Here is a 12,716-nt window from a genome sequence, read left to right as displayed (position 1 = left end):
GCAACAAGCAGCGCACGCCCGAGCTGGTAGTGGAAGCGGGCGACGTCGGGATAGGCTTTCACCGCTGCCCGGCAGACATCCACGGCGTTGCTGCTGATTTCGTTCGGCAGCAGGCCGGGGACGACGCCCTGCAGGTCGAGAGGCTCGCCGGCCTCCCTGTCACAGGCGTCGACGCTTGGCGACAGTTTCATCGTCGCCGGCTTCGACGGCGTGTTGTCGGCCCTTATTTCGAAGCCGACGCTCAGCGGCTTGACGGCGCCGATCTGGGGTTCGTAGCGCAAGTGGTCGACTTCATCGGCCATCAGGCTTGAATCCGGAGACAAGGTCCGGTCCGGCAGCGACAGCGTTCCCGTTGCCGGATAGCTTGCAAGCTTCACGCTGACGGTGGGATCCTTGGTCGGAAAAACGAGCTTCAGCGGCACAGGGCCGACACCGACCGGGACGGTTACGTCACGGTTCTCGATCGCCTCGGCGGCGCCGGTGATGTGAATGCCGCGCTCCAGCACCTGCTGCTCCTGCTCGGCCTCGAGCGAAGCCATGAGCTGCTGCCCTTCGGCCGCGTTCCCGTTCTTGACCCGAAACACCAGGATACCTTGGGATTGACCGCCCCAATTGTCATGCGTGGCATAGGCCAGCATGTCGACCTCTTCCTGCGCGCCGGATCCTTTCGGCACGTCCATCTTAAGACGCGGCAGATCCTTGCCCGCAATCGGCTGGCCGACAGCGACAGGCTTGCCGTCCAGCGTCAGGCGTCCAAGCGCCGGCGGCCTTTCGATGCTGACGGTGACCGCGCCGCCGTCGACATCGACCGGCTCCGGCAGGTCAAGCGCCACCGGTCCGACGCCCGACGGCACGACCTTTTCCAGCACCGGCGGCAGTGCCGGTCGACTGGCGCGGCGCATCAGCACCACCTCGTCGATCAGCGACGAATTCTCCCAAGGAACCTGCTTGCCATCGGTGGCTTTGACCACGTCGCGGCGAACCGCCGCCATCACCGTGCGGATCTCCTGGTTGGGCGCCAGCGCCCGGCGCGAGAAGGCGGACGAGAACGGGCTGAGATCATCCGCTCCGTCATAGGCGACGGCTCCCGGCTCGGTGGCGAAGGCAATCAGCGTGTTCAGCGAGCTCTTCACCTGCGCAAGTCCGGTGCCGCCCGCGGCAATCAGCTGGTCCCGCAACCAATAGTCCTTGCGCGGGAACGGATTGTTGCGGCAGGCATCGAGGATGATCACCTGGATCTTCGATTTCGCCCGCAGCTGCTCCAGTACGTCGTCGAGCTTGATCGCCTGGACCTCGATGTCGGCCGCGGCCTTTAGCGAGGCATCGACCGGGATGAGGAAATTCTCGCCGCCGATCTGAAAACCGTGGCCCGAATAGTAGACGACGGCGAGATCGGCACCGTCCGCCGCGGCGAGATAGTTGCGGAATTGCTCCTCGAACCGAAGCTTGGTGAGATCCTTGGCGACGAACACGTCGAAGCCGGCCAGGCGGAATGTGTTCGACACATCCTCGGCATCCTTGTCCGGGTTCTTGAGAGCCGGGATGTCGCGGTATTCGGAATTGCCGATCACAAAGGCGACCCTGCGCTCCGCATGAGCTTCGAAGGCCGTGAAGCTCGCGAGAACCAGGGCTGCAAGGAACGCGCAGCATCGCAGCATGGCAAATCCTTAACTGCTATGACCTATCGGCCACAGGAACGCAGCTTGCGGCGCCGAGGTCTGTTAAAGAGTTCACAATCTGCCGGGACCAGAGCAGACCGCATGCATAACGACAGCGGGCATGCGTCTCATCCAACCAAGTACTAAATTACTCCAGAGACCTATTCACCGCAATGACAAGACGCGTTGGATCGCCGGATTGCGTCGCGGCCATCCAACTTCCGGTTCAGGGCTGCCGGGCGTTTGCGCTGCCTATGCCAGCCGCGCGGCGTGCCACTTCAAATGATCGTCCATGAAGGTCGAGATGAAATTGTAGGAATGATCGTAGCCCTCCTGCATGCGCAGCGTCAGCGCGATGCCTGCCTTTTTGCACGCCTCTTCGAGCAGCCAGGGACGAAGACCATCCTGGAGGAAGCCGTCGGCGCTGCCCTGGTCGACGAGCAGTTCGCCGTAACGATGGCCGTCCTCGATGAGCAGCGTGGCGTCACAGGCGCGCCAGCTCTTTTCGTCTGATCCCAGATATTTTTCCAGCGCCGGCCGCGACCAGCCCGCCGTCGTCGGCTGCACGATCGGCGCGAAGGCCGAGCAGCTCCGGAAGCGCTCAGGGTTCTTTAGCGCGATGGTCAGCGCGCCGTGCCCGCCCATCGAATGGCCGAAGATCGACTGGCGCGACACGTCGACCGGGAAATTGGCGGCGACGAGCGCCGGCAATTCCTCAGTGACGTAGGAGTACATGCGATAGTTCTTCGCGTAGGGCGCTTGCGTGGCATCGACATAGAAGCCGGCGCCGCAACCGAACTGCCAATTGTCCTTCTCATCGGGAACGTCCGGACCGCGCGGGCTGGTGTCGGGGCAGACGACGACGAGTCCAAGCTCGGCCGCCAGGCGCCGGTATTCGCCCTTGTCCATGACATTGGCATGGGTGCAGGTGAGCCCCGAGAGATACCACAAAACCGGCAAAGGCCCGTCCTTCGCCTGGGGTGGCACGAAGACGGCAAAGGTCATGTCGCAAGCGCAGACTTCCGACGCGTGCGAATAGACGCCCTGAATGCCGCCGTGCGATTTGGACGTGGAAAGGACGTTCATCGGTTCTGCCTTCTCGCCGGGAATGTCCGGCCGACATAGCTGCCAGACTCCGCGCTCGCAACCTTGCACCTCGCCAAAATGACACAGACGCGCGATCGAGCCACAGAAGGGCGGACATTTCGAGCCGCTCTCGTTATGCGTCGCCTCCCAGGCGAGCCTTCGCGTGTTCTAGGGTCGGCAAGAGAGCATCCGGGCCGGATCGCAAAAAGAAGTCTTTTTCTGTCCTTTGCTTCGCCGAAACCGAAGCGGGGCGCTCGCTGGCAAGCGGGCAGGGAAAATTCGACGGATTATGGTCGGAAGCTATCCGCCGGTGCAATGCGGGTGGGTGTGCTCGCATTGCACCGGCGGCTCGGCAATCAGCGGATTGATGAGCAGATCGCGGTGCGCTGCCGCTCGCCGCATCGTCAAGCGATAAGCTGGTCGATCCTGATCGGCAGATCGCGGATGCGCTTGCCCGTCGCGTGGTAGACCGCGCTGGCAACGGCGGCGGCGGTGCCGACATTGCCGAGTTCGCCCAAGCCTTTGACGCCGGCCGGATTGACGGCGTGGTCTACCTCCGGGACCAGGATCACCTGCAGGTCCCTGATGTCGGCGTTGACCGGCACGAGGTAATCCTGCAGGTCGCGGTTGACGTAGCGGGCATAGCGCCTGTCGACCTCGGTCGCTTCATGCAGCGCCTGGCCGATGCCCCAGATCATGCCGCCCATCAGCTGGCTGCGCGCGGTGCGCGTGTTCATGATGCGGCCGGCCGCGAAAGCGCCGACGATGCGCGGCACACGGATTTCCCGAGTATAGCTGTTGATGCGAACTTCGACGAACTCCGCGCCGAAGGCGTATTTCACCGAGTCCTCGTCCTGATCGCCGCCATGGAATTCCGACTGACCGGCATAGAGTTTCTTCACTGCCTCAGGCGTCGCGCCTTTCGGGGCAAACTCGGCATATTCCTCGATCGCGCCAATTTGCATCGCCTTGAAGACGTCCTCGATCTTCGCGGACGCTCCGCCCCTGGCCGCAAGCTTGCCGCCGTCAAGGTCCAGTTCCTCGTTATGTGAGCCGGCAAGCGGGCCGCCTTCGGCCGTGGCTCCGGCGGAGAGCTTCGCCCGGATGGCATCGCAAGCCTTCAGAACCGCCGAGCAGACGCTTGCGGTGGAAATCGAACCACCTGAGACCGGGGCCGGAGGCAGGCTGCTGTCGCCCATTTCGACGGTCACCTTGTCGATCGAAACGCCAAGACGTTCCGAGGCCATCTGGGCGGCCACTGTCCGGACGCCGGTGCCGATCTCATGCGAGCCGCATTGCACCCGCACATCGCCATCCGACGTCAGGCGCACGCGCGCCGCGCATGGTGCCACCGCGGTGGGGTAGATGGCGGTGGCGCAGCCCATGCCGATCAGCCAGTCGCCGTCGCGCATCGCGCCGACCTTGGGGTCCCGCTTCGCCCAGCCGAAGGCATTGGCCGCCTGTTCATAGCATTGGATCAGCGAGCGGCTGGAGAAGGGCTTCTTGCCGATCGGTTCCGCCTTCGGCTCATTGATGCGGCGGAACTCGACCGGGTCCATGCCAAGCGCCACCGCCATCTCGTCCATCGCGTTTTCCAGCGCGTAGACGTAAGGTGTCTCGGGCGGCGAACGCATGTAGCCCGGCGTGTTGCGATCTGCCTGGACCAGCGACACATGCGTCAACACCGAGCCGTAGTCGTACATGCGGCCGGTCGCCGAGGTGCCGCCGACAACATAGGGATCAGGGCGCGATGTCACCTCCCATCCTTCGTGCGCGAAAGCGGTGATGCGGCCGTCCTCGCCGGCGCCGATCCGGATGCGGTGGCGGGTTTCGGCCCGGTAAGTCTGTGTGCCGAAAGCCTGCATGCGGCTCGTCACGCAGCGCACGGGACGCCCGAGACGTTTTGCGGCTACTGCGACGATGGCGGTGCGCGGCGTCATCGGTCCTTTTGAGCCGAAGGCGCCGCCGATGAAGGGACTGACGATGCGCACATTGGCCGGATCGATTTTCAATTCTCTCGCAAGTTCGGCCTTCCAGCCGGTGACGTTCTGGGACGGTTCGTGGACGATGAGCTGATCGCCCTGCCAAAATGCCGTCGTGGAGAACAGCTCGATCGGGTTGTGGTGCTGGGTGGGCGTTGAATACCGAGCGTCGATCCTGACCGCGGCGGCTGCATAGGCGGCGTCGAAATCGCCTGCTTTCACATCCTCCTTGAACAGCGGACTCTTGCCGGCGGCGGGAATGGTTTTGGTGCCGGGACTATCGAAACTCGCGGACGGCTTCTCTTCCTCGTAATCGGCGCGGATCAACTGGGCCGCCTCCTCCGCCACCTCGAATGTCTCGGCAACGGCCAGGGCGATGATCTGGCCGTCGTGGAAAATCGTCCTGTCATGCAGCGGTCCGATCGAGGTCGCGCCGGCGTTGCCGAATTTCGGCTTCTCGACCTTGTCCATGTCGCCATAAGTGACGATGTCGAGAAGGCCGGGCACGGCACGGGCATCGTCCAGGTGAAGCTTCGTCACCCTGCCCTTGGCGATGCTGCTGGTGGCCAGCGCGCCATAGGCTAGGTTTGCCGTCGGCAGGTCTGCCGGATAGTGGGCTTGCCCGGTGACTTTCAGCCGCGCATCGACGCGCGGCAGCGGTTCGCCCATGTTCTCCTTGGGCTTCGGAGCGGCTGGGTCCATGGTCACACCTTCATGTCTCGCGTTTCGAGCAGCGCGCGCACCAGCGTCCGCCTTCCGAGCTCGATCTTGAACGCATTGTGCTGGCGCGGTTCGGCACCGGCAAAGGCAGCGTCCGCCGCCGCACCTGCCGATGCCTCGTCGAGCTTCTTGCCCTGCAGGGCCGCTTCGGCCTCGCCGGCGCGCCACGGCACCGTCGCCAGCCCGCCGAGCGCAATCCTTGCCTCGCGGACGCTGTCGCCGTCGAGGTCGAGCGCAACGGCCGCCGAGGCCAGCGCAAAGGCATAAGACTCGCGATCGCGGATCTTCAGGTAGCGCGAGCGCCGGGCCCACGATAAGGCAGGCACCTCGATGGCGGTGATGATCTCGTCCGCCGCCAGATCCGTCTCGATATGCGGCGTGTCGCGGGGCAGCCGATGCAGCCTGGCAAAGGGAATTTCGCGCGCTCCGCGAGACCCCTCGGCTCGAATAACGGCATCGAGCGCAATCAGAGCCTGGGCAAAGTCGCCGTGATAGGTGGCAATGCAGGCATCGCTGGCGCCCAGCACCGCGTGCTGGCGGTTGAAGCCTTCCATCGCCGCGCAGCCCGAACCCGGCACCCGCTTGTTGCAGGCCCAGGAGGACTCGCGGAAATATTCGCAGCGCGTTCGCTGCAGCATGTTGCCGGCAAGGCTCGCCATGTTGCGGATCTGGCCGCTTGCCGCCAGCCGCAAACTTTCGGCAATGACGGGATAGCGGCGTTTGACTTCGCCATGGTCGGCAGCCTCGCCCATCCGCACCAGGGCGCCGAAGCGCACGCCGTCGTCGGTAACCCTGATCTGCCTCAGCCCTGGCTCTTCGAGCCGGTTGAGGTCCAGCAGCCGGTTGGGCGCCGCCACCCCAAGTTTCATATAGTCTGCAAGATTGGTGCCGCCTGCGATGAACTGCGCGTTCGCCCGTGTCGGCTGGTCGTCCTCGGTGGTAAAGCGGGATGCGATGGCGGCCGCGGCGGAGACATCTGTCGGCCGTTCATAGATGAAGGGGCGCATCGTCAGGTTCCTCTCGCCTGATCGCGCGCCTGGACGACCGCGGCGACGATGTTCGGGTAGGCCGCACAGCGGCAGATATTGCCGCTCATATATTCGCGGATGTCGTCCTCGGAGTTGGCGTGGCCTTCGTTGACGCAGCCGATGGCCGACATGATCTGACCCGGCGTGCAGTAGCCGCACTGGAACGCGTCGTGGTCGATGAAGGCCTGCTGCATCGGATGCAGCTTGCCGTCGCTCGAGGCAAGCCCTTCGACGGTCGTCACCTCCTTGCCGTCGTTCATCACGGCGAAGCTCAAGCAGGAGAGCACGCGCTTTCCGTCCACCAGAACGGTGCAGGCGCCGCACTGCCCATGGTCGCAACCTTTTTTCGTGCCGGTAAGGCCGACATGGTCCCGCAGGGCGTCAAGCAGGCTGGTCCTGGCATCCAGCGAAAGCTCGTAAGGCTGCTTGTTGATGCGCAAGGACACCGCGACCTTTTCCCTCAAGCCGGAACGGGTCGCGGCCGGTTTTTCCGCTCTCGTTGGGGAGCTGAGCAAGGGCGCCGCCGCGGCGGCTGAGACAGTAGCTGTCATGAAACTTCGCCGGCTGAGGCCGGTCGTGCTTGGCGCGGAAATTCGGGACATGGCTCGCTCCCAGGCTGGCTGTCATCGGGGCTGGCTATGGGGCGCTAACCTCTCAACGGGGGCATTGTTCCGAATTTTGCAGGCGAAGGCCCGGAAGCTCACGCGACTGTGACAGCATCGACGGAAGTCGGAGGCAGAGCACGCCGGGACAGCAGAGGAACGTTCCGCGCAAGGGAGGTTGACTGCCACGCGGCGGTGCGCACCAGCGCTGCGCAAGCTCGCACAACCGATCGAAAGTCACACCGGTAGATACCAATTCTCCAGTTGTCGAACCGTAGCTGAGCAATAAGGCTAACAGGCCCTGCCCAACGACAGGAGGGGTGGTTTCGAGCAGGGCATGGGAGCGGGGCTCTGGTTCAATGCTGCGGTCCTTGCGCCACCAGATGGAAGCTGTATCGGTCGCGCACGAACTCGTTGAAGAACCGGCCCTTGGACCGAGCAGCCTTGAATGCCGCGTGGGTCTCTGGCTCAACCTGCTCATAGTCATAGCGGTCGCCGCTCGGGACAAACCATACCGAAAGGATCTTCGTCGCCGGGTCGTAATAGATGTTCCGGATGGCGGTGGAAGGCATGACGAGCGCCCCGTTGGCCAATGCGTAATTCCCGGAGCTGTCAATGGGTTCCGTCGCACCGGCTGCCGACGGATCAGGGCCTTGCGAGACCTGCCGAATTGCCTATCTGAGGTTTATGCCGTCAACGAAATCGAGCGCCACGGCGCAAGTCCGCCAAGGAGATCTTTTCGGTGTCCCGAACAGCCTGCCGGAAGGATTCCGCTACCGGCCGGAGCTGATCACGCGCAACGAAGAAAGCGCGTTGGTGCGCTGCATCGAAGGCCTGCCGTTCAAGCCCTTCGACTTCCACGGCCATCTAGCCAACAGGCAGGTTGTCGGCTTCGGGCTGCGTTACGACTACGACCGCCGCGAGGTCGTGGAAGCACCGGCCATACCCGACTTCCTGCTGCCGCTTCGCGACAAGGTCGCCGACTTCGCCGGTCGGCCCGCGTCGGAGTTCTCGCAGGTGCTGATCAACGAATACCGGCCTGGCGCGGGCATCGGCTGGCATCGCGACAAGCCCCATTTCGAGCTCGTCGCAGGCGTCTCCCTGCTGGCATCCTGCAGTTTCCGGCTGCGCCGCAGGAACGGCGCGACATGGGACCGGCAGACGATCGAGGTCGAGCCGAGATCCGCCTATCTCATGGCCGGTCCGGCGCGCAACGAATGGGAGCACAGCATTCCGCCGCTCGCAGAACACCGCTACTCGGTCACATTTCGGACCTTGCGACCCAAGCTGTAAGTTCGACGTTCTGCCAGGCCGATATTCCAAGTCGCCCAATCAGGGGTCGAGCCATGGCGTGGTGTCCTCCACAGCCGTGCCGGCCTTTGCCGGATCGGACGGACGGCGCGCGACGAAGCCGCCGAAACCAGCTTGCGCCTGCAGCTTTTCGCCCGCGATCAGCGGCTCACCACGCAGCAGCACGGTGATCGGCTTGCCCGTCACCGCCTTGCCTTCGTAAGGCGAAAAGTCGACGCGCGAGTGCAGCATTTCGTGGCCGATGGTCCACTTGCGTGCCGGGTCCCAGAGCGCGAGATCAGCGTCCAGGCCGGGGGCGATGCGACCCTTGCGGTGGTCGAGACCGTAGATCGCGGCGGCATTGCGCGAGGTCAGATCCAGATATCGCTGCAGCGAAAGGCGCCCCGTCAGCAGCCCTTCGGAAAACAGCAGCGGCAGCCTGGTTTCCAGGCCCGGAATACCGCTCAATGTCGTGGTGAAACCTGGCTCCGGCGCCTTGCCGATCTTGTCGGCGAAATAATAGGGCGAATGATCGGACGACCAGAGGTCGATGCCGCCGTCCGCCAGCAGCCGCCAGAGATGCTCGCGGCTATGCGGCGTGCGCGGCGGCGGCGAAAAGACGAAGCGGGCGGCGTCCCTGCCTGGGCGGTCGAGGTCCGCGGCACCGAGGAAGATGTATTGCGGGCAGGTTTCGGCCGCGACGTCGACGCCGCGCTGACGCGCCCGCGCGACCTCCTCGGCGGACTGCCGCGAGGACACATGGACGATGGTCATACGGGCGCCGGTCATCTCCGCCAGCGCCAGAGCCCGATGGGTCGCCTCGCGCTCCATGATCTCGCTGTGCGCCACGGCGTGATATCGCATCTCGGTGCGGCCAAGCTCGATCAGCCGCTGCCGCGTGCGCCGAATGGCGGCATCGTTCTCGGCATGAACCATGACGATCCAGCCGAGCTTCCTCGCCGTATCGAGCACGGTGAAGAACAGGTCGTCGTCGACCGCGAAGCCCTGGTAGGTCATGAAAAGCTTGACCGAAGCAATGCCTTGCCCGGCCAGTTGGCTAAGTTGTGCCTCGACGTTGGCGCCGGTCCCCATCGTCACCACCGCATGGAGGCCGTAGTCGATGATGGAACGGCCGGCCGCGCAGCCCATCGCCCGTTCGAGCGCATCCACCGTGGTCATATTTGGACCCGGCATGCCGAAGGGCACGATGCAGGTCGTGCCGCCGAATGCGGCCGAGATGGAGCCCGATTCAAAATCGTCGGCGTTACCGGCCCCGCCCCAAACAGGCTGGTCGAGATGGCAGTGGGCATCGATGCCGCCAGGCATCACCCACAGGCCCGCGGCGTCAATGGTTTGCCCACCTTGCAGGCCTGAATCGATCGCCGCAATGCGGCCGTCATCGATGCCGACGTCGCAATCCCGCCAACCGTCATCCAAAGCGACCCTACCGCCTTTTACGACCAGCTGATGCGAGCGCCGCGCCATTCGTGCCGCTCACGCCGCTGTGCTGTTTCGGGTCACCGGGCAGGCAAGCACCGGTCAGGCCCTCAGCCGCTTGCCATCGGGATCGAAGGGCGGCCTCTCGAGCAACACGGCATTGTGCCGCCGGCCGAGGATCGCGACGGTGACGGCATCGCCGGATTTCACCGAGCCCGCCTTCACGTAGCCGAGCGCCAGCGACATCCCGACATGATAGCCGTAGGCGCCAGACGTGACCTGGCCGACCGGCGTGCCATCGGGAAGGAAGATCGGCTCGCCGCCGGTGGCGTCGGCATCCTTCGCCTCGATCGAGATCATGATCAGCTCGTCGCGGGCCGGCTGCGATGCCAGCGCGGCATAGGCGTCGCGGTTGAGGAAGTCGCCCTTATCCATCTTGATCAGGCGGTCGAACTTCACTTCCTGCGGCCAATATTCGGGCGAGTATTCGCGGCCCCAGCTGCCATAGCCCTTCTCCACCCTGAGCGACATCAGCGCGCGCGAGCCGACCGGCCCGCCGCCTTCCTGACGCGCCGCGTCGAGCAGGGCGTTGTAAAGAGCGGTCTGGTCCTTCTCCTCGCAATAGAGCTCCCAGCCGAGATCGCCGGTGAAGGAGACGCGCAGCGCAATGACATCGAGCCCGGCAACGGTGATGCGGCGCGAGGCCATGAAGGGGAACGACGCCGTCGTCAAATCGTCATTGGTCAGGCGCTGCAGCACCGCGCGCGACTTCGGCCCGGCGACGTTGAAGCCGCACATGTTCTCGGTGAGCGAACGGAACGTCGTGCCCTCCGGCAAGGGCAGCATCTTGAAGAAACGCTGATGATAGCGCTCGGCCATGCCGGAGCCGAAGACGCGATACTCGTCCTCCGCCAGCTTGGTGACGGTGAAGTCGCCGGCGATGCCACCGCGCTTGCCGATCAGCGGCGTCAGGCAGGATCGTCCGACCCGCGAGGGAATCTTGTTGGCGAAAAGCGCGTTCAGCCAGGCCTCGGCGCCCGGCCCCTTCACCTCGTATTTGGCGAAGTTGGAGATGTCGATGATGCCGACATGGTCGCGCAACATGCGCGCCTCGCGGCCGACGGGGTGCCACCAGTTCTGCCTGGTGAAGCCGATCGTCTCCTCGCGCGGCTCACCGTCGATCGAGAACCACAGCGGATGCTCCCAGCCGAAGTTCAGGCCGAACACCGCGCCGTTTTCCTTCTGCATGGAATAGGCCGGCCGTGTGCGCACCGGCCGCCCAGCGGCGCGCTCCTCGTTTGGGAAATGGATCTTGAAGCGATGGCTGTACTGGTCCTGCACGCGCGCCTTGACGAATGCCTTGCCCGCCCAGTGGCCGAAGCGGGCGAGATCCCAGCCGAACATGTCGAGCGTCGGCTCGCCCTCGATCATCCACTCGGCCGCCAGGCGCCCGAGGCCGCCGGATTGCGAAAAGCCCGGAATGATGCCGGCGCAGCAGAAATAGTTGCGCAGCTCCGGCACCGGGCCGAACAGCGCGGCGCTGTCCGGCGACCAGATCATCGGTCCGTTGATCACCCTCTTGACGCCGGCAGCGCCGACCGCCGGCACGCGGGCGATCGCGCGCATCATGTTCTCCTCGATGCGTTCCAGATCGTCCGGGAACAGCTCGTGGCCGAAATCCTGCGGCGTCCCGTCCTCGGCCCAGAATTTCATCGCCCGCTCATAGGCGCCGATCAGCAGGCCGAGGCCCTCTTGACGCAGGTAATATTCGCCATCGCGGTCGGCGACCGAAGGCAGACGCCGGCCCATCGAGGCGATCTCTGGGATGGTCTCGGTGACGAAATACTGGTGCTCGGTCGGTATGAGGGGCAGCGCCAACCCGGCCATCGCGCCGACCTCACGCGCCCACAGTCCGGCGGCGTTCACCACCCATTGCGTGCGGACGTCGCCCTTGGTGGTGCGCACGATCCAGCTGCCGTCCGGCTGCTGCTCCGTTCCGGTCACCGCGGTGAAGCGGTGGATTTCGGCGCCACGCTGGCGCGCGCCGGCCGCGTAGGCGGCCGTCACGCCCGAAGGATCGACATTGCCGCCTTCGGGTTCGTACATGATGCAGCGTATGCCGTCGAAGTCGACGAGCGGGTGCAGCCGCTCGGCCTCCGCGCGGTCGACCTCGTAGAAGTTCATCTTGTAGCGGCGCGCTTTGGCTTCCTGCAGCCGGAGCTGATGTTCACGCGCCTCGGTCTGGGCGAGATAAAGCGATCCCGGCTGGAAGATGCCGCAGCCCTGACCAGTCTCCTTCTCCAGCTCCTTGTAGAGCGCCATGGTGTAATGCTGCAGGCGGCTGATATTGGTCGAGTCGTGCAAGCCGTGAATATTGGCCGCAGCATGCCAGGTCGAGCCCGAGGTGAGCTCGTCGCGCTCGAACAGCACGACATCGCTCCAGCCGTGCTTGGTCAGGTGATAGAGGATCGAGCATCCGATCAGGCCGCCGCCGATCACAACAGCCTGGGCGTGAGTCCGCATTTACGTGTTCCTTTGTGGCTGTGTGCCGGAGCCGGACGGCCGGGCGACGGGCCGGATAACAACAGGGGTCCGTGCTGGCTCTTGTGCCGACAACATGACCCCACTTTTTCGAACGCCGGCAATGTAGAAAGCTCGGGAAACGACTGTAAAGCCTGCTATTGGGGCTGGCTGCTGCTTTTCGGGGCAGTTAAGAGCAAAAAAAACGAGGTCATAGCCACATCAATCTTCGTTTGTAGGCATAGAGGCCGGGTGTAGCTTTTGGCGGGGAATTGAGCAGCCGCGACCAGCGGCGCCACCAATGGGAGCCACCCGCCATGGACCTGCATTCCGAGCGCGGATACAGACCGGTCAGACCGGCATGCCTCTCGTCGTCCATGCGTCTTGACGGTC

9 protein-coding genes are annotated in these 12,716 nt (G+C 64.4%); 1 reads left to right on the top strand and 8 read right to left on the bottom strand.

The annotated features are described in order from the left end of the window. The 6 genes from EOA49_RS03755 to EOA49_RS03730 form a co-directional block, all read right to left on the bottom strand. Window positions 1-1,658 (bottom strand): caspase family protein (locus EOA49_RS03755; RefSeq protein WP_127243061.1); only part of this gene is annotated, 1,658 nt, incomplete at its 3' end. Window positions 1,659-1,910: 252 nt separating this feature from the next. After that, window positions 1,911-2,744, bottom strand: a complete 834-nt coding sequence (gene fghA / locus EOA49_RS03750; protein WP_067328005.1) for an S-formylglutathione hydrolase — start codon at window positions 2,742-2,744, stop codon at window positions 1,911-1,913. A gap of 404 nt (window positions 2,745-3,148) precedes the next feature. Beyond that, the gene (locus tag EOA49_RS03745; RefSeq protein ID WP_127240252.1) at window positions 3,149-5,428 is read right to left on the bottom strand and encodes a xanthine dehydrogenase family protein molybdopterin-binding subunit; all 2,280 of its coding nucleotides are present in this window, start codon (window positions 5,426-5,428) and stop codon (window positions 3,149-3,151) included. A gap of 2 nt (window positions 5,429-5,430) precedes the next feature. Then, on the bottom strand, window positions 5,431-6,453 hold the full coding sequence (locus tag EOA49_RS03740; RefSeq protein ID WP_127240255.1) for a xanthine dehydrogenase family protein subunit M: 1,023 nt from the start codon (window positions 6,451-6,453) through the stop codon (window positions 5,431-5,433). 2 nt (window positions 6,454-6,455) lie between these two features. After that, window positions 6,456-7,025, bottom strand: a complete 570-nt coding sequence (locus EOA49_RS03735) for a (2Fe-2S)-binding protein (RefSeq protein ID WP_164746726.1) — start codon at window positions 7,023-7,025, stop codon at window positions 6,456-6,458. 407 nt (window positions 7,026-7,432) lie between these two features. Continuing rightward, entirely contained in the window at window positions 7,433-7,648 is a 216-nt protein-coding gene (locus EOA49_RS03730; protein WP_067328004.1) for a KTSC domain-containing protein, read from the bottom strand. Window positions 7,649-7,763: 115 nt separating this feature from the next. On the opposite strand from EOA49_RS03730, the gene EOA49_RS03725 reads away from it, so the two are divergent. Beyond that, on the top strand, window positions 7,764-8,369 hold the full coding sequence (locus tag EOA49_RS03725) for an alpha-ketoglutarate-dependent dioxygenase AlkB (RefSeq protein WP_067327538.1): 606 nt from the start codon (window positions 7,764-7,766) through the stop codon (window positions 8,367-8,369). 39 nt (window positions 8,370-8,408) lie between these two features. On the opposite strand, the gene hydA is transcribed toward EOA49_RS03725, so the two are convergent. Together hydA and EOA49_RS03715 are read right to left on the bottom strand one after the other, a co-directional pair. Beyond that, window positions 8,409-9,851 (bottom strand): dihydropyrimidinase, encoded by a 1,443-nt coding sequence (gene hydA, locus EOA49_RS03720; protein WP_127240260.1) that lies wholly within the window; start codon window positions 9,849-9,851, stop codon window positions 8,409-8,411. 54 nt (window positions 9,852-9,905) lie between these two features. Beyond that, a complete protein-coding gene (locus tag EOA49_RS03715; protein ID WP_127240262.1) occupies window positions 9,906-12,326 on the bottom strand; it encodes an FAD-dependent oxidoreductase in 2,421 nt (806 codons plus the stop codon). Window positions 12,327-12,716 lie beyond the last annotated feature (390 nt).

The sequence above is a fragment of the Mesorhizobium sp. M1A.F.Ca.IN.020.04.1.1 genome, assembly GCF_003997315.1.
Taxonomy (GTDB): domain Bacteria; phylum Pseudomonadota; class Alphaproteobacteria; order Rhizobiales; family Rhizobiaceae; genus Mesorhizobium.
This window is presented reverse-complemented; position numbering and strand designations above follow the sequence as displayed.

Coding starts and splice junctions, on each gene's coding strand:
- fghA (WP_067328005.1), bottom strand. CDS start 2,744: ATGAACGTCCTTTCCACGTCCAAATCGCACGGCGGCATTCAGGGCGTC.
- EOA49_RS03745 (WP_127240252.1), bottom strand. CDS start 5,428: ATGGACCCAGCCGCTCCGAAGCCCAAGGAGAACATGGGCGAACCGCTG.
- EOA49_RS03740 (WP_127240255.1), bottom strand. CDS start 6,453: ATGCGCCCCTTCATCTATGAACGGCCGACAGATGTCTCCGCCGCGGCC.
- EOA49_RS03735 (WP_164746726.1), bottom strand. CDS start 7,025: ATGACAGCTACTGTCTCAGCCGCCGCGGCGGCGCCCTTGCTCAGCTCC.
- EOA49_RS03730 (WP_067328004.1), bottom strand. CDS start 7,648: ATGCCTTCCACCGCCATCCGGAACATCTATTACGACCCGGCGACGAAG.
- EOA49_RS03725 (WP_067327538.1), top strand. CDS start 7,764: ATGCCGTCAACGAAATCGAGCGCCACGGCGCAAGTCCGCCAAGGAGAT.
- hydA (WP_127240260.1), bottom strand. CDS start 9,851: ATGGCGCGGCGCTCGCATCAGCTGGTCGTAAAAGGCGGTAGGGTCGCT.
- EOA49_RS03715 (WP_127240262.1), bottom strand. CDS start 12,326: ATGCGGACTCACGCCCAGGCTGTTGTGATCGGCGGCGGCCTGATCGGA.